General features: G+C 38.2%; 15 protein-coding genes and 1 riboswitch. Of the genes, 10 read left to right on the top strand and 5 right to left on the bottom strand.

Going from position 1 to position 18,418, the window contains the following annotated elements:
* Positions 1-126 precede the first annotated feature (126 nt).
* Both IGM13_RS10530 and manA read left to right on the top strand, forming a co-directional pair.
* Positions 127-1,170: a serine hydrolase domain-containing protein gene (locus tag IGM13_RS10530; protein ID WP_002367141.1), complete on the top strand. Its 1,044-nt coding sequence runs from the start codon at positions 127-129 to the stop codon at positions 1,168-1,170.
* 41 nt (positions 1,171-1,211) lie between these two features.
* Positions 1,212-2,183, top strand: a complete 972-nt coding sequence (gene manA, locus IGM13_RS10525; RefSeq protein WP_002356580.1) for a mannose-6-phosphate isomerase, class I — start codon at positions 1,212-1,214, stop codon at positions 2,181-2,183.
* 54 nt (positions 2,184-2,237) lie between these two features.
* On the opposite strand, the gene IGM13_RS10520 is transcribed toward manA, so the two are convergent.
* The 5 genes from IGM13_RS10520 to IGM13_RS10500 all read right to left on the bottom strand — a co-directional run bounded on the left by IGM13_RS10520 (position 2,238) and on the right by IGM13_RS10500 (position 6,875).
* Entirely contained in the window at positions 2,238-2,783 is a 546-nt protein-coding gene (locus tag IGM13_RS10520; protein ID WP_002368898.1) for an ECF transporter S component, read from the bottom strand.
* Between the two features lie 2 nt (positions 2,784-2,785).
* Positions 2,786-3,760, bottom strand: coding sequence for a nucleoside hydrolase (locus IGM13_RS10515; RefSeq protein WP_002367139.1), 975 nt, complete (start codon positions 3,758-3,760; stop codon positions 2,786-2,788).
* A gap of 77 nt (positions 3,761-3,837) precedes the next feature.
* A riboswitch (PreQ1 riboswitch) is annotated at positions 3,838-3,882 on the bottom strand.
* Positions 3,883-3,996: 114 nt separating this feature from the next.
* Positions 3,997-4,689, bottom strand: coding sequence for a type 1 glutamine amidotransferase (locus IGM13_RS10510; protein ID WP_048945187.1), 693 nt, complete (start codon positions 4,687-4,689; stop codon positions 3,997-3,999).
* The gene (locus IGM13_RS10505) at positions 4,679-6,031 is read right to left on the bottom strand and encodes a Mur ligase family protein (protein WP_002362254.1); all 1,353 of its coding nucleotides are present in this window, start codon (positions 6,029-6,031) and stop codon (positions 4,679-4,681) included. The genes IGM13_RS10510 and IGM13_RS10505 overlap by 11 nt, the downstream gene beginning before the upstream one ends.
* 205 nt (positions 6,032-6,236) lie before the next feature.
* Complete coding sequence (locus IGM13_RS10500) at positions 6,237-6,875, bottom strand: helix-turn-helix transcriptional regulator (RefSeq protein ID WP_002381503.1); 639 nt, start codon at positions 6,873-6,875, stop codon at positions 6,237-6,239.
* A 393-nt stretch (positions 6,876-7,268) separates the two neighbouring features.
* Here IGM13_RS10500 and ssnA point away from each other — a divergent pair, with 393 nt between their 5' ends.
* The 8 genes from ssnA (at position 7,269) to IGM13_RS10460 (ending at position 18,387) form a co-directional block, all read left to right on the top strand.
* A complete protein-coding gene (gene ssnA / locus IGM13_RS10495; protein WP_048945188.1) occupies positions 7,269-8,603 on the top strand; it encodes a putative aminohydrolase SsnA in 1,335 nt (444 codons plus the stop codon).
* 30 nt (positions 8,604-8,633) lie between these two features.
* The gene (gene ygfK / locus IGM13_RS10490; RefSeq protein WP_002419481.1) at positions 8,634-11,639 is read left to right on the top strand and encodes a putative selenate reductase subunit YgfK; all 3,006 of its coding nucleotides are present in this window, start codon (positions 8,634-8,636) and stop codon (positions 11,637-11,639) included.
* 29 nt (positions 11,640-11,668) lie between these two features.
* Complete coding sequence (gene hydA / locus IGM13_RS10485; RefSeq protein ID WP_010816683.1) at positions 11,669-13,042, top strand: dihydropyrimidinase; 1,374 nt, start codon at positions 11,669-11,671, stop codon at positions 13,040-13,042.
* Positions 13,043-13,065: 23 nt separating this feature from the next.
* A complete protein-coding gene (dpaL, locus tag IGM13_RS10480; RefSeq protein ID WP_002382663.1) occupies positions 13,066-14,259 on the top strand; it encodes a diaminopropionate ammonia-lyase in 1,194 nt (397 codons plus the stop codon).
* On the top strand, positions 14,250-15,575 hold the full coding sequence (locus IGM13_RS10475; RefSeq protein WP_002362247.1) for a YgeY family selenium metabolism-linked hydrolase: 1,326 nt from the start codon (positions 14,250-14,252) through the stop codon (positions 15,573-15,575). Before dpaL ends, IGM13_RS10475 begins: the two co-directional genes overlap by 10 nt.
* A 38-nt stretch (positions 15,576-15,613) precedes the next feature.
* Positions 15,614-16,807 (top strand): knotted carbamoyltransferase YgeW, encoded by a 1,194-nt coding sequence (gene ygeW / locus IGM13_RS10470; protein ID WP_002359643.1) that lies wholly within the window; start codon positions 15,614-15,616, stop codon positions 16,805-16,807.
* A 240-nt stretch (positions 16,808-17,047) separates the two neighbouring features.
* Positions 17,048-17,992, top strand: coding sequence for a carbamate kinase (gene arcC, locus IGM13_RS10465; protein WP_002362589.1), 945 nt, complete (start codon positions 17,048-17,050; stop codon positions 17,990-17,992).
* A gap of 14 nt (positions 17,993-18,006) precedes the next feature.
* Positions 18,007-18,387: a RidA family protein gene (locus tag IGM13_RS10460; RefSeq protein WP_002419483.1), complete on the top strand. Its 381-nt coding sequence runs from the start codon at positions 18,007-18,009 to the stop codon at positions 18,385-18,387.
* Positions 18,388-18,418: the final 31 nt, after the last annotated feature.

The following is an 18,418-nucleotide window of genomic DNA, read 5'->3' as shown; positions in this document are numbered from 1 at the left end:
CTTAGACAGACAAAATAAGCTTGTTTTAGCAAGTCTGGAATAAAGTCGGAATAAAAGTTTAACGCTGCTTTTGTTCGGGACTTATTCTAGACTTTTCCTTTAATATTAAAAATAGTAGGTGAAAAAATGTACGAAAAAACAAAGTGGAAAATTCAAAATATGATGAAAAAAGGTGTTTTTTCGGGGGCTAGTTTTTGTTTCATTGAAGGTGAAAAAGAGGAGAGCAATTGTTGGGGACTCGCACAAGTAAAACCCACCAAAGAACAATTAACCTCGGCCATGCTGTTTGATGTGGCTTCTTTAACCAAAGTAGTCGGCACCACCACCGTTATTTTGCAATTAGTGGAAGAAGGAAAAATTATTCTAGATCAATCATTACAAACTTATTATCCCTCTTTTCAAGATTCTAACATTACAATCCGGCATTTGTTGACACATACGGCAGATTTACAAGGCTATATTCCTAATCGTGATCAGCTGAATGCCCAAGAATTAAAAGACGCCTACAATCATTCATTTCACGCAGGCAAAGCAATAGGTAAAAAAGTCGTCTATACAGATGCAGGGACTATTTTATTAGGCTTTATGTTAGAAGAAATGTTCCAGCAATCAATGATAGAAATTTTATCTGAGCGAGTATTGCTTCCTTTAGGGATGAACGAAAGTACGTTTCTACCAAAGAATCCTTTAAACTGTGTGCCAACAGAATTACATGAACAAAGAGGGTTGATTCGAGGTGCAACCCATGATCCTAAGGCATTCGTTTTACGGGAACATGCAGGGAATGCTGGCTTGTTTAGCAATGTCTATGATTTAACAAAATTTGTTCGAATGTATTTAAATCGAGGCAGTTATCACAATCACCAATTCTTGAAAAAAGAGACGATTGATTTGTTACTAGTTAACCAAGTGCCAGCTGCAGATAAACCACGTTCTCTAGGCTGGGATTTTAAATATGATGTAGCTACGCAACGGCCATTATTATTCCATACAGGCTATACGGGAACTTTTTTGCTAATTGATGTGCAACAACAATCAGCGTTTATCTTTTTATCTAATCGAGTCCATCCAGAGGACCACCGGAACACTTATATCGAAGAAAGAGATCAGTTGTTGGCAACCTATTTAAAAGAGAAATCATCAGTTTCAGATGAAATGACTAGTTTTTAGTGATATAATGAGAGCGAATTCAATTTGGGAGGTCACAGTCAATGCAAGAACCATTATTTTTACAACCTGTTTTTCAAGAAAAAATTTGGGGCGGCAATCGTCTACACACGCTATTTGGTTTTGATTTACCGAGCGATAAAATTGGTGAAGATTGGGCCATCAGTGCACATCCACATGGCGTTAGTACTGTTTTAAATGGCGAATTTAAAGGAAAAAAATTAGATGAATTGTGGGCAGACCATCAAGAGCTATTCGGCCATGCAGGTGGTGCTGTCTTTCCATTATTAACGAAAATTTTAGATGCTGAAGATGATTTATCCGTGCAAGTTCATCCCGATGATGCATATGGCCAAAAACATGAAGGCGAGCTAGGCAAAACTGAATGTTGGTACATTATTGATGCAGAACCTGGCGCTGAAATCATTTATGGACATCACGCGAAAACAAAAGAAGAACTTGCAGAAATGATTGAAGAAGGTCGTTGGGACGATCTTTTAAGAAAAGTACCAGTGAAAAAAGGCGATTTTTATTATGTACCAAGCGGCACTATTCATGCCATCGGCTCGGGTATTTTAATTTTAGAAACGCAACAAAGCAGTGATACTACGTATCGGGTTTATGATTATGATCGAACAGATGATCAAGGAAAGACCCGGGAATTGCATATTCAACAATCCATTGATGTGACAACCGTTCCGGCGAAGGATCCTGACCTCTCTATTCAACAAGAAAATCAAGGACAATCAAGCATTGTTACTTATGTAAAAACAGATTTCTTTAATGTCTATGAGTGGCGTGTCAGTGGGATTCTAAAAGTTAAAAAACAAGCACCTTATACATTAGCAACAGTTATTGAAGGTGTTGGTCGATTGATTACAGAAGATGCTGCAAAAGCAGATGTGGCTACTTTTGATTTGAAAAAAGGCGATAGCTTTATCTTTCCAACAGATATTCCGAGCTGGCGTTTTGAAGGTGATCTAACGATTATAGCTTCAGAACCTGGTAGTCGCTAAAAAAAGAGGGGATCATCAACAGATGATTTCCTCTTTTTTTGGCATTAAAACAGTTTATTTTGTTATAAAGGAACGTTTAGGTAAGGCAGCGATAACAGCTGTGACGATGATGACTGATAGTAGACGATCCCCGTAATCTGTTATCAATTGAACCAACAGGACGCTTGCTAACTGATTGAAGCCTAAACCATATAAAAATTGGACAATTATGCTGGAGCCAGCAGAAGTAATTCCACCAAACAAACAAACTGTAATCAAGGAAGAAATCACTGTTCCTGGTATCGTTAACCACAACGTTTTAAATGGTAATTTGGTTACTTTTAACTGCTGATGAAGGAGCAAGCCTGCTAAAATTCCTGTGCAGAGTTGGACAGGTGAATAATACAGAGAAAAGATATCCGTTGTCAATCCAGTTAGTAGACTTGTTAAAATACCTGTCAGTGCGCCAAAGAGTGGGCCTAATAACGCACCTGTAAAAATAGTTCCCGCGCTATCAAGATAAATTGGTAAACGAAGGAGTAACGCAATGGTACTGCCAAGGTAATTTAAAGCAACACTAAAAGCGATAATTGTAATGATTCGTGGTGTTATTTTTTTCATGGTTATCCCATCCTTAAATTTTTGAAATCTCTTTCGATCTCATCTATTTGTACATTTAAAAGAATGGATAGAAACTTCACGAAAAACTGTTGACTATCAACCGTAGTCAAGACATGACAATTAGCTGGTTGCTGCTGGAAATGATACTGATCGATCATTGATTGCCCCATAGCAATGCCGTCAGGAACAATTTGTCCGTAACTGGAAAAGCCTTGGCAGAGCGTAGGATCAATAAAATAAGCAACCGCTAAGGGATCGTTGATAACACACCCTAAAATACGTTCATATTTCCAATGAAAATCAAAATAAAATTGAGTAATCTCGGCGAGGTAATTCCCCATTTTGGGGTTGAGTCGTTGACAATAATTGAGAATTGTTGGTGTAAAAACAATTTCTCGCGTGACATCTAAGCCGACCATCTCGATTTTTGCACCTAATTCCTCAAAAACCCAAGCTGCTGCATCAGGATCACACCAATAATTAAATTCTGCAACAGGAGAGCAATTGCCGTGGCTTTTAAAGGTACCACCCATTGAGACAAAACGTTGAAGATTTCGCCCCAGAAGAGGTTCTTTTTTTAAAGCCAACGCAATATTTGTTAAAGGACCAAGGGCAATGATTGAGCAATCGGTAGCTTGTTGAAAGGTTTGTGCTAAATAGTCAGCAGCGGAAAGCGCTTGTGCTTGGATTTTGCTAGTTCTGGGGAAATAAGTTTCACCTAAACCATCCATGCCATGTGTATCTTGTGCACTAACAAATGGCCGTTTTAAAGGGCTAGCAGCCCCTTGGTAGACAGGAATATCTAAGCGATTAACTTTTTCTAAACATTTAAAAACATTTCCCACGCCAATTTCCACAGGGACATTTCCACAAACAACTGTAATCGCTTGGACATCTAGCTCTGGTGAAGCAAGTGCATACAAGAGAGCAAGCGTGTCATCAATTCCAGGATCACAATCAATAATTACTTTTTGCATTTTTTCCAATCCTCCTTTTTCGTTAACTGCAAATGATAACTCTTGTTAAAAAAGCTATGACTTGAGTTAGTATTGAGAGATACTTAGTTTTTTATTCTGGGAAGTTTCCGAACCAGTCCGAGAAATTCTCGATTTTAAATGCACCTCTTTATCTTACTATATTTTGTAAAGATGTAAATAGTTGTCGGAGAAATGAAAAAGAATCTAGTCCTATATGTAGGAACTAGATTCTTCTTTTATTTATAAAGCGTTTCAGGAATAGCGATCGGTTCACCATATTTTTTCTCTAAAGCGGTCCGAATTAACCGAATCCCTAGATTTTTGTTGCGTGCTAAGATTGGACCGTGGAAGTAGGAGCCAAACACATTTTTATAGATAACGCCTTCGCCATTATCTTGACCGTTATTGCCTTTGCCTTGTTTGACTGTTCCTAAAGGTCGTTCACCTTCGCCTAAAAAAGTCATGCCATTATGATTTTCAAAACCATAATACGTTTCATCAAATTCTTCATTATAAATTTCGATATCACCAATGAAACGATTGTTGTCTTGGCTCAAAGTGTAATGATCTAATGCACCGATTCCTTTAATTTTTTCGCCTTGTGCGCCGACATAGTAATGTCCTAGAAGTTGATAACCACCACAGATAGCTAACAAGACGCCATCATTTTCAATATAAGAAGTCAAAGCTTCTTTTTTATTCTGAATGTCTTCTGAGATGATCAATTGCTCGAAGTCTTGACCGCCACCAACAAAGACTAAATCATATTTTTCGGGATCAAACGGTTCGTAGATACTGATAATTTCTGATCGGAAGGTAACGCCCATTTTTTCGGTTAAATATTTAAGCATCAATAAATTTCCGTTATCTCCGTAAGTATTTAATAAGTTGCCATATAAATGACAAACGACTAATTCTTTAGACACCATTCATTCCCCCTTGAATATACCCTTGGGCTGTTAATGATTTTCTTAATTGCAAAACAGCAGTATAGGTTGCCAAAATATAGACATGATCTGTCGGCAACGTTTTAATTTCTGAAATTACTTGCTCCAAATCAGGAATTTCTAGTAATTTTTCTTCAGGAATACCCGCAACTTTTAAACGCAAGGCCATATCTTCATGGCGATCACCGCCAGCAATTACTTTTGGAATGTCCATATCAGCAAAGGCTTCATGATTACCATCCCAAATCCAACTGACATCAATTCCATCTGCATAATTGGCATTTAATAATGAAACCAGCGAGAAAGAGTAAGGGGCTAAGCCCATCATATCAATGACCTGATTTAAACCAACGGGATTTTTTACTAAAACTAACGTACATTCTTTATCGCCAACTTTAATAGTTTCTTGACGCCCAAAAACTTTTTCATCATAAGCTAAGCCTGCTCGGATTTTATCTGGTGCCACCTGATAATATTCTGCTACCGCTGTGGCTGCTAGCGCATTATAAACATTATACATCCCGCCAACAGCAATGCCATATTCTTCGCCATCAATCACAAAATCAGCAGATGTGTTATCCATCCGGACCATTTCCGTTAACTGTACATCCAATTCAGGGCGTTTGAAGCCACAATTTGGGCAATAGTAATCACCTAAATTAGCATACGTAATCATTTTATAATGAAGAATATGATTACATTTTGGACATAAAACCCCATCTGTATTGTAATGAGCCAATTGCTCTTTCGGTGGCAAATGATTAAATCCATAGTATTTGCGAGGATTTACAGTTTCTTTTGAATTAAAAATTGGCGAATCACCATTGCACAAAATAGTTGCTTCAGGAGCAGCAGCGGCACCTTCCATAATTAAGCGATACGTCGTATAGATTTCGCCATAGCGATCCATTTGGTCGCGGAAAATATTCGTAAAAACAAATAATTTTGGTTGAATATATTTAGTGACACGGCTTAAACTTGCTTCATCAATTTCTAAAACCGCAAATTTCTTTTGTCCTTTTTTCGCCTTGGCATTTAAAAAAGTAGAGACAATTCCTTGCTCCATGTTAGCACCCGTTGGATTTGTTAATACCTCATCAAATTCTTGGCGTAAAATGTTAACAGTTAAAGCAGTTGTCAATGTTTTGCCGTTCGTTCCAGTGACTACGACAATTTCATAGTCTTTTGCCAATGTATCTAAAATTTTAGGATCGATTTTTAGGGCTAATTTCCCTGGGTAGCTACTGCCGCCTTTAAAAAATGTTTGTAAAACCCATTGCGAAGTTTTTCCTGCAGCAATTGCTAAATGACTTCGAATCCCCATTTGTTGTCCCCCAATTTCTATATCTTTAATTTTTCGTTATTTTAAATTAAACTCAATCTATCATACCATAACTAAAATAAAAAATTAATTCCTTTTACTTTTTCTTACTATTATTTAAAAAGTCTTTTAGAAAAAGTAGAATAGTGAAGGAAAAAAGAGAATAGACGACTTGTCTTAACAACAAATCGTCCATCGATTTCCATTTTTATTTCGCATCAATATAACTGTATAGCGTATATTTAGAAATATTGAAGAAGTTAGAAACTTTGTCCCCAGATTTAGTGACTAAGAAGGCGCCTTTATTGTTTAAAAATTGAATACACTTGATTTTATCGTCCTTCGTCATTAATGGGACCGGCTTACCAACTAATTTGACTGATTCATGAATTAAATCGTCTAACAACTCATTAACATCCTGAGGAATGTAATCAGGGTCTTTATCTTCTTCAGGTTCTGCAGTGGAAATCAAAGATTTTAAGTTCGACTCTGCAGCAATCAATGTAGTGATGTCGTAGTTAATAGCAAAAATACCATCGAGCTGACCATTCTCATCTTTAAAATACATTGTACTAGATTTTAAAATACGACCATCATGGGTGCGGGTCAGATAGTTAATATGATCATTCAACTCACTAGGGTCTTTTTTTAAGGCTTCTAAGACTACTTGAGAAGGTCCATCGCCTAGATGACGAGAAGAGACATGACCATTTTCAATGGAAACAATAGAATTGTTAATATTGTCTTCATTGATTTGGTGGATAACGACTTCGCAGTTTTCACCAAATTGACCAGCTAAACCTTTAGCAATTTGTGTTAAAAAAGTAAGTTTTTCGTCGGATAACATAAATAAGCTCCTTTCTAATGTGCCTGGCACAAACAGTTTTTATAAGATTGTGTCAAATTTAACATAATATTTTTAAATGGAATAGGCAGGGCTAAATCCTTTAATGTCGCGTACTACCTGTTCTGAAAAATAATGATAGCATGATAAAAATAATAATACAAGATAACGGCTGTCAAAATTCTAAAAAATATTTTTTAGGCAGCATTGTTTTTTTTAAGGTAAGGTGATATACTTTAATCAAGTTAATGAGTTCGTTAGTAAAAAATGCAAGCGCTTCAAATGCTTTTCGTAAGGAATGTAGATTAGCCAAGCTATATTCGTGAATGATTGAGCGATATATTTGTAAGCGTTTGCCGCTTGTGGGGAATAGGTTGAAAAATAGGAGGAGAATACATGTTATTAATTGGAAATGGGCGTTTAATCATTCGGGATGCGCAGAATCATTTTTTTGAAAATGGGTGTGTGGCGATTGATGGTCAAGTTGTGAAACAAGTCGGAACGACAGAAGATTTAAAACAAGCTTATCCAGAAGCGACATTTATTGATGCTAAAGGTGGAGTGATTATGCCAGGCTTTATTAACATGCACAATCATATTTATAGTACCTTTGCACGTGGGTTAAGTTTAACGAATTATCATCCTAAAAATTTCATGGATATTTTGGTAGATCAATGGTGGCGAATTGATCGTGCCTTGACATTAGAAGACACTTATCAAAGTGGTAAGGTTGCTTATTTAGATAGTATTCGCAACGGTGTTACAACTGTCTTTGATCATCATGCTAGTTACGGAGAAATTACAGGGAGTTTAACCCAATTATCTAATGCAGCGGACGAGTTAGGGATTCGGACCTGCCTTTGTTATGAAGTTTCTGATCGCGATGGTGAGCAGAAAATGCGGGAAGCAGTTCAAGAAAATGCCGCCTTTATTAAAGCCAGTTCCTTAAGAAAGGATGATATGCAAAAAGCGATGATGGGTATGCATGCAGCCTTTACTTTATCAGATGCTTCTTTAGAATTATGTGCAGCCAATACGCCAGATGGGATTGGTTATCATATTCATATTGCAGAGGATTTAGCCGATGTTCATGATTCTTTGAAAAAATATGGGAAGCCGATTGTGAACCGATTATTTGATTTAGGAATTTTAGGAAAACAGACAATGGCAGGCCATTGCATCCATATTGGCCCTCATGAGATGGAATTACTAAGAGATACAGATACAATGGTGGTCACGAATCCAGAGTCGAATATGGGGAATGCGGTCGGCTGCCCACCTGCGATGCGTATGTTTAATGAGTATGGTATTTTGATGGGTCTTGGCACAGATGGTTATACGAATGATGTGACGGAATCTTATAAGGTAGGAAATGTTATCCACAAACATCATTTAGCTGATCCAAATGCTGCTTGGGCAGAAATTCCCACAATGCTGTTTGATAATAATCCGCAAATGGCTAATCGCTATTTTAAAACAAAGCTAGGCGTTTTAGAACCTGATGCAGCAGCAGACGTCATTATTGTTGATTATCATGGACCGACACCAATGACAAAAGAGAATTATAACATGCACATTTTATTCGGCATGAATGGTGGGATGGTTACTGACACGGTGATTAATGGAGAAATTCGGATGCGTAATCGTGAAGTTCAAGGAATTGATGAAGAGAAAGTTTGGCATGATGCGCAAACGCAAGCACAATCTTTCTGGAAACGAGTAAATCAATAGCTTTCATTATAAATAAAAGGAGTGACGTTAATGAGTGATATTATGCATCCCATCTCAATTGAGGCTTTATTAAATTGGGTTTTTAGTGAGTATCAACAAGATGGCACAATTTTTGGCATTCGTAAATTTTATCATGCGGATCCTACAAAAACGATTTCGTTATTTGGAGAAAAAATGGAAACCCCTTGTGGTCCAGCAGCAGGTCCTCATACACAATTAGCACAAAATATTATTGCGGCCTATTTAACAGGTTCTCGTTTTTTTGAAGTTAAGACAGTCCAGATACTGGATGGAGAAGATTTACCGGTGAGTAAACCATGTATCGCAGCAGCGGATGAATGTTACAACGTTGAGTGGTCCACAGAATTGCGCGTTCCCCAAGCTTATGATGAATACGTCAAAGCATGGTTCGTTTTGAAGTTACTGAGTAAAGAGTTCGAGCTAGGTGACCCGAATGGTTTCATTTTTAACATGAGTGTTGGCTATGATTTGGCAGGGATTCAATCACCAAAAATTGATCGTTATATTAACGAAATGCAGAACGCAGAAGGAACGCCGATTTGGGCGGAATGCCAAGCAGCTGCCAAAAAATATCTATCTTATTTTAAAAAAGTAGATGACTTATATATCGAAGCAATTAGTCCTAAAGTCTGTCATTCTATTACGCTGTCGACTTTACACGGCTGTCCATCAGATGAAATTGAACGAATTGCGGCCTATTTATTAAGTGAAAAAGGGCTCCATTCCTTTATTAAATGTAATCCAACCATGTTAGGTTATGAATATGCGCGTCAAACGATGGATGAGCTAGGGTTTGATTATATGGTTTTTGACGATCACCATTTTAAAGAAGATTTACAATTTGAAGAAGCAGTACCGATGTTACAACGTCTGCAATTATTAGCCAATAGTAAAAATCTAAGCTTCGGAGTTAAAATTACGAACACTTTCCCAGTAACGATTGCAGCAAATGAATTACCTGGTGATGAAATGTACATGTCAGGACGTTCGCTATTTCCTCTTAGTATTTCATTGGCACAAAAATTATCAGAAGCATTTGATGGGAAACTACAAATTTCTTATTCTGGCGGTGCAGATATTTTCAATAGTAAAGAAATATTTGATGCTGGGATTTGGCCAATCACTATGGCAACGACGCTGTTGAAACCTGGTGGCTATCAACGAATGAATCAAGTTGCTAATGTATTAAGCGCAGCAGAATATCCTCAGATGGTTCATGTCAACTTGGATAAATTAGCTCAAGTTGTTGAGAAAGCTAAAACACAAGCACGTTACCAAAAATCAATTAAATTACCAGAAAGTACCAAACTAAGAAAAACAGTTCCACTAACAGATTGTTATATCGCTCCTTGTCGAAGTGACGGTGGTTGTCCAATCAATCAGGATATTCCTGCTTACCTTCGTTATGTAAGTGAAGGTAATTATTTAAAGGCCTTGCAAGTAATTGTCGATAAAAATCCATTGCCTTTTATTACTGGAACCATTTGTGCACATCCTTGTATGACTAAATGTACACGTCAATTTTATGAAGAATCTATTCATATTCGGGAAGTGAAGTTAGAAGCAGCTGAACATGCTTATGATGAATTATTGACGACACTAGAAAAGCCACAGCCAAAAGAAAATGCACCTAAAACAGCTGTTGTGGGTGGAGGCCCTGCAGGGATCTCTGCTGGGTATTTATTAGCACGTGAAGGCATGCCTGTTACTGTGTTTGAAAAATCCGAGACAATTGGGGGCGTTTGTAGCCAGATTGTACCAGAATTTCGAATTTCTATGGAATCTGTTCAAAAAGACGTTCAGTTAGCGGAATTTATGGGAGCTGAATTCCGTACAGGACAAGAGGCGCCATCATTGGCAGAATTGAAAAACCAAGGCTATACGAATGTTATTTATGCCATTGGTGCATGGAAACATGGGGTCCTTCGTTTAGAATCTGGGCGAGCATTGAACTCGTTAGAATTTTTAAAAGCAAACCGAGAAAATCCAACGCTTAATCCTTACGGGGAACAAATTGTCGTCGTTGGTGGCGGAAATACAGCCATGGACTGTGCTCGTGCAGCCACAACATTACCTGGTGTTAAAAAAGTCTCAGTGGTTTATCGTCGGAATAAACGCAATATGCCAGCAGATGAAGAAGAACTTTATTTAGCCTTAGAAGATGGTGTCGACTTTTTAGAATTACTTTCGCCAATTAAACATGAAAATCAACAATTAACTTGTGAAAAAATGGTCCTAGGTGAACGAGATGCTTCTGGACGCCGTCGTCCGATTGGTACAGGAGAAATGATTGATATTCCTGCTGATACAGTGATTGCCGCTGTTGGTGAAAAAGTAGATACAGAATTTTACCAAGCATTAGGCATTCACACAGACAACTATGGGAAAGTCGTTTCAAATCAAGAAACATTGGAAACAAATATACCAGGCGTCTATGTCATTGGTGACGCTAATTTAGGACCAGCCACAATTGTTGAAGCAATCGCTGATGCAACCAAAGCGGCCAATAATATTTGTCTTGTCCACAATCATCACTATGAAAAAGATAATTTAAATAGTGATGTCGCATTTGTTAGAAACAAACGGGGTATCCTTGTGACAGACGAGATGTCTTGTAGTCAAGCTAGTCGTTGCTTAGAATGCTCCACAATTTGTGAATCTTGTATGGATGTCTGTCCAAACCGAGCAAATATTGTTGTGTACGTCGAAGGAAAACCACAAATTGTTCATGTTGATCGGATGTGTAACGAATGTGGCAACTGTGAAACATTTTGCCCTTATGCAAGTGCCCCTTACAAAGACAAATTTACCTTATTTAACAGTGAATCTGATTTTTATGACAGTACTAATTCAGGTTTCTATGTTCAAAATCCTGTGGATAAAATTTGTTTACTGCGTTTATGGGGAACGGTGTCAACAATTCAATTAACGGATCAAGGATTAGATGTACCAGAAGATTTAATCGCATTAATGGTAACTATGATTGAAGAATATGCTTATTGTATGCAAGCATAAAAGGAAATTTACGACTGGGGGATAAATAGATGTCTATTCTGCTCAAAGGTGGAACCGTCGTATCTGCATATAATCGTCGTCAATTGGATATTCGAATTGACGGCGAGCAAATTGTAGAGATGGGGGCAAATTTACCAGTAGAAAATTCTCAGATTGAGGATGTTACGGGGTGTTATGTATTACCAGGCTTTATTGATGCGCACACGCATCTGGAATTAAATAATGGCAAAGGTTCGTTAAGTACGGCGGATAACTTTACTACTGGCAGCCAAGCGGCGGTGGCCAAAGGTACGACTACGGTTATTGATATGGCTACACCTAATAAAGGTGGCTCATTGAAAGACTGTTTAGCTACTTGGAATCAATTGGCTGAAGGCAAGAGTTCATGTGATTATACTTACCATATGTCCATGATCGAATGGAACCCAACGATAGCTGCTGAAATTCAGGAAATGATTGCTGCAGGTATTACTTCCTTCAAAATGTATATGGCTTATGATAACTTGCGGACCACAGATGCGGAAATTTTTGAAGCGATGAAAGAAATAAAAAAAGTTAATGGAATGTTAGGCGTTCATTGTGAAAATGGTGATTTAGTAGATGAATTAATCCAATCATATGTTTCTCAAGGAAAGCTAACCCCGCACTATCATCCGTTATCAAGACCGGCGGCTGTTGAAGCAGAAGCGGTAGCAAGATATTTGATGATAGCAGAAATGGCTAATTTGCCGGTTAATATTGTGCATTTAAGCACAAAACGATCATTAGAAGCGGTGGAACGGGCTCGTCAAAGAGGACAATCAGTCTATGTAGAAACTTGCCCTCAATATCTTTTACTAGATGATCACTTGTATGATGCGCCTAATTTTGAAGCAGCAAAATATGTCTGCTCACCGCCACTACGCAAACGAGAGGATCAACAGGCTTTGTGGCAAGGGATTAAAGAGGGGGCAATCAATACAATATCGACAGATCACTGTAGTTTTAATTTTCACGGACAAAAAACAGTTGGCAAAGATGATTTTAGTAAAATTCCCAATGGGATGCCAGGTGTTGAAACGAGACCAGAATTAATTTACACGGAAGGTGTGGCGAAGGGCCGAATCACCTTGGAAAAAATGGTTGCTCTGCTTTCTGAAAATATTGCTAAACAATTCTCGATGTATCCACAAAAAGGTGTGGTGCAAGAAGGCAGTGATGCCGATTTAGTTGTTTGGGATCCTAGAACAACCGGCGTGATTGCTGCGAGAACGCAGTTACAAAATGTCGATTATACGCCGTATGAAGGATTTGAAACACAAGGACAGGCTCGAATGGTTTATTTAAGAGGTCAAAAAGTTGCTGAAGCTGGGCAAGTCATCTTGGCAAATCAAGGAAAATTTGTTTTTCGTAAAGCAACTTAAAAATAGAAGGAGGAGAAGTATTTTTGGAAAAAATTAAATGGACAGCAAATGAAATGCCGAAGACGGAGGATAAGTACTTACCTCTGATGTCTAAAGAAAAAATTGAGAAAGCTTTGGCTTTTCACAAAAGTTTTCCACAGTATTCAGAAACACCATTAGCAGAATTGAATCATATGGCCGCGTATCTGGGGTTAAATGATTTCTTTGTTAAAGATGAATCTTATCGCTTTGGTTTAAATGCTTTTAAAGTCTTAGGTGGTTCGTTTGCCATGGCTAACTATATTGCCGAAAAATTAAAGAAAGATGTTTCGGAACTAACATATGATGAATTAACTTCTGATCAATTACGATCAGCTTTTGGACAAGCTACGTTTTTTACAGCAACTGATGGCAACCATGGACGAGGAGTCGCTTGGGCTGCGAATAAATTAGGCCAAAAATCAGTTGTACTCATGCCGAAGGGTTCAACACAGACGAGAAAAGAAAATATTGAAAAAGAAGGCGCAACCGTCACAATCGAAGAAGTTAATTACGATGAATGTGTGCGAATGGCTAATAAAATGGCCGAAGAAACTGAAAACGGTGTCATGGTTCAAGACACCGCTTGGGACGGATATGAAAAAATTCCGACTTGGATTATGCAAGGATACGGAACGATGGCGTTAGAAGCCTCTCAGCAATTAAGAAAATTTGGCTCTGAACGACCTAGTCATGTTTTTGTTCAAGCTGGTGTCGGCAGTTTAGCTGGTGCAGTGATTGGTTATTTTGCTAATGCTTTTCCAGAAAACCCACCGGTTATGGTCGTAGTTGAGGCACAGGCGGCTGACTGTTTATATCAATCAGCAATTAAAAAAGACGGAGAAATTCGCTTTGTCGATGGTGATTTACAGACAATTATGGCTGGCTTAGCATGCGGAGAACCTAATACGATTTCTTTTGATATTCTAAAAAATCATACATCCTTCTTTGTTTCAGCACCAGATTGGGTTTCTGAAAAAGGAATGCGTATGTTGGGCGCACCATTAAAAGGGGATCCGCAAGTTGTATCAGGCGAATCTGGGGCAGTAGCAATGGGCTTAGTAGCTACAGTGATGCAAGATCCCGACTATCAAGAATTACGTGAGGCATTGCAACTGGATGAGACGTCAAACGTTTTAATGTTTTCTACCGAAGGGGACACTGATCCAGACAATTATAAAAAAATTTTATGGAGGTAAAAGGAATGGATTTTAATGCAGTAAATGCAGCAGCAGAAGGTTACAGAGAAGATATGGTCAAATTTTTAAGAGACCTTGTCAAAATTCCAGGAGAAAGTGCAGAAGAAGGCAACAAAATTGCGCGAGCAAAAGCCGAAATGGAAAAATTAGGTTTCGATAAAATTGACATTGATCCTCAAGGGAATTTACTTGGTTATATGGGGTCTGGTGAAAAATTAATTGCTTTTGATGGGCACATGGATACTGTCGGAATTGGTGAAATGAGTAACTGGAAATTTGATCCTTACGATGGCTATGAAACAGAAACTGAGATCGGTGGTCGCGGTACGTCTGACCAAGAAGGCGGGATTGTTTCGGCTATTTATGGCGCTAAAATCATGAAAGATTTAGGTCTATTATCAGAAAAATATACTGCTTTAGTAACAGTCACTGTCCAAGAAGAAGACTGTGACGGCTTATGCTGGCAGTACATTATCAAAGAAGACGGTATCCGTCCAGAATTTGTTGTTTCAACAGAGCCAACAGATGGTGGGATTTATCGTGGTCAACGAGGCCGAATGGAAATTAAAGTTGACGTCAAAGGCGTTTCGTGTCATGGCTCAGCACCAGAACGTGGAGATAATGCCATTTACAAAATGGCGGATATCTTACAAGATGTTCGTGCCTTAAACAACAATGGAGATACAGAAAGCACAGCGATTCGTGGTTTAGTTCGTATGTTAGATCCTAAGTACAATCCAGAGTGGCAAGAAGCCCGTTTCTTAGGACGTGGTACGGTGACTGTTTCGCAAATTTTCCATTCTTCACCAAGTCGGTGTGCTGTTGCGGATGGCTGTACCGTTTCACTAGACCGTCGAATGACTGCTGGAGAAACTTGGGAAAGTTGTTTAGAAGAAATTCGCAATTTACCAGCTGTTAAAAAATATGGAGATGATGTGACGGTTTCAATGTACAACTATGATCGTCCTTCTTATACTGATTTAACTTATGAAATTGAATGTTATTTCCCAACGTGGGTCATTCCAGAAAATCATGATGTAACAAAAGCCTTGATGGAAACGCATAAAAATCTCTATGGAGAAACACGGAAAGGCTCTGTAGAAACAGTGGAAATGCGTGAAGAACGCCCATTGTTAGATAAGTGGACCTTCTCAACAAATGGCGTTTCAATTATGGGACGTAATGGCATTCCTTGTATTGGTTTCGGGCCAGGGGCGGAAGCACAAGCACATGCACCAAATGAAAAAACTTGGAAAGATGATTTGGTTCGTTGTGCAGCCGTTTATGCGGCATTACCAACGGTCTATTGTGGTTAAGTAAAGGATTATTAGATAAGCAAAAAGGAGCAGATGGAATGGAAACGTTTAAAGAATATATTGAGAAATTAGATAAATTAGAATTTGAAAAAATGTACGAAAATGACTTTTTCCTAACTTGGGAAAAAACAAGAGATGAATTAGAAGCTGTTTTTACAGTTGCCGATACATTACGCTATTTAAGAGAAAATAATATTTCAACTAAAATCTTTGATAGTGGCTTGGGGATTTCTTTATTCCGCGACAACTCTACAAGAACACGTTTTAGTTTCGCTTCAGCGTGTAATCTTTTGGGCTTAGAAGTTCAAGATTTAGACGAAGGAAAAAGCCAAATTTCTCACGGAGAAACTGTTCGTGAGACAGCAAACATGATTTCTTTTATGGCTGATATCATTGGTATTCGTGATGACATGTACATTGGTAAAGGCAATGCTTACATGCACGAAGTATCAGAATCTGTCCAAGAAGGATATAAAGATGGGGTATTAGAACAACGCCCAACGTTAGTGAATTTACAATGTGATATTGACCATCCGACGCAAGCAATGGCGGATGCGTTGCATTTAATTCATGAATTTGGTGGCATTGAAAACCTGAAAGGGAAAAAAGTTGCCATGACTTGGGCGTATTCACCATCTTATGGAAAACCATTATCTGTTCCTCAAGGAATTGTTGGTCTAATGACCCGTTTAGGAATGGATGTCGTCTTAGCACATCCAGAAGGTTATGAAATTATGCCAGAAGTAGAAGAAGTTGCGAAGAAAAATGCGGCAGAATTTGGTGGAAACTTTACTAAAACGAATAGTATGGCAGAAGCATTCAAAGATGCGGATGTTGTTTATCCGAAAAGCTGGGCACCTTTTGCGGCAATGGAAAAGCGAACTGAATTATATGGCAATGGTGACCAAGCAGGAATTGATCAATTAGAACAAGAATTACTTTCTCAAAATAAAAAGCACAAAGATTGGGAATGTACAGAAGAATTGATGAAAACAACGAAAGACGGCAAAGCTTTGTATATGCATTGTCTACCAGCTGATATTACTGGTGTAAGTTGTGAAGAAGGTGAAGTGGAAGCTTCTGTTTTCGATCGTTATCGGGTCGAACTTTACAAAGAAGCTAGCTACAAACCGTATGTTATTGCGGCTATGATTTTCTTAAGTAAAGTAAAAAATCCGCAAAAAACCTTAACAGACTTAGCGGATAAAGCGACACCAAGAGAAGTAAAATAATGAATTTGGCATGAAGACAGATGCTTTTTCTTTACACAATGAATCATTAGAAGTTGCCTCTTCAACATGAACAAATAAGACCTTCCCAAGTCTATTCATGAATGTGTGATTGTCTCGAGTCAAGAACGCTTAGTCATGTGCGTTGACTTCATGCAACGACAACAGACAGTTAATACGAAAACTCGTTGTGAAAAAGAAAAAGCATCGTCCTTTTTATAAAACAGAAAATGAGGTGAAGCAATGGGCAAACGCGTCGTAGTAGCTTTAGGTGGCAATGCTTTAGGAAATAATTTGACGGAGCAGATGACTGCTGTAAAACAGACTTCCAAAGCGATTGCAGATTTGATTGAAGCAGGATATGAAGTTATTTTATCTCATGGCAATGGTCCTCAAGTGGGGATGATTCAATTAGCTATGGAAGAATTTTCCTTTAATAATCCACAATATCCAGTTGTTCCGTTATCCATGTGCGTAGCCATGAGTCAAAGTTACATTGGCTATGATTTAGAGAATGCGCTACAAGAAGAGTTGCGTCAGCGAAATATAAGTAAAGCCGTCACCACCATAGTCACTCAAGTGGTCGTGGATGAAAATGATCCGGCGTTCAAAAAACCAACGAAACCAATTGGTCGCTTCATGACAAAAGAAGAAGCAGAACAATTAGTCAAAGAAAAAAATATACAAGTGATGGAAGATGCTGGCCGTGGTTATCGCCAAGTCGTCGCTTCTCCTAAACCAAAAAATATTGTCGAACTTCTCACGATTCAAACATTGGTTGATGCTGGCCAAACAGTCATTGCTGGCGGCGGTGGTGGCATCCCAGTCATTCAAGAAGGGAACCGACTAAAAGGTGTAAATGCAGTCATCGACAAAGATTTTTGTAGTGAACGACTGGCTGAACAAGTGGATGCTGATCTGCTCGTGATTTTAACAGCAGTTGAAAAAGTTTGTATTAATTTTGGTAAAGAAAATCAAGAAGCCTTAGGGAATGTTTCAACAGAAAAAATGAAACAATATGCGCAAGAAGGTCAGTTTGCTCCAGGTTCAATGTTACCAAAAGTTGAAGCAGCGATTAAGTTTGCTGAATCTAAGCCAGGTCGAAAAACATTGATTACGTTATTAGAAAAAGCCAAAGAAGGATTATCTGGAAAAACAGGGACTTTAATTGAAAATAAAGAATCATAGAATGGAGGAAAACGATGACAAACAAAATGATTAATTCTGCACAGGCACCAGCTGCTGTAGGACCTTATTCACATTCTGTCTTAGCTGAAAATACGTTGTACATTTCTGGACAACTAGGATTAGATCCGCAATCGGGCGAAATGAAGACTACAGTGGAAGAACAAGCAAAACAAGCGTTTATCAATTTAGGTTCGATTTTAAAAGAGGTCGAAATGACCTATGATAATGTTGTGAAAACAACGGTATTTTTACAACATATGTCTGATTTTAGCAAAATTAACGAAATCTATGGGAATTACTTTTCAGAAGTTTTGCCTGCACGTTCTTGTGTAGAAGTAGCCAAGTTGCCTAAAGATGGGTTATTTGAAATTGAAGCAGTTGCTGTCAAAGGATAATTTTTAAGATGTTTCTGAGGGAAAAAGGATT

The organism is Enterococcus sp. DIV0561, from assembly GCF_050539875.1.
Lineage (GTDB): Bacteria > Bacillota > Bacilli > Lactobacillales > Enterococcaceae > Enterococcus > Enterococcus faecalis.
This window is presented reverse-complemented; position numbering and strand designations above follow the sequence as displayed.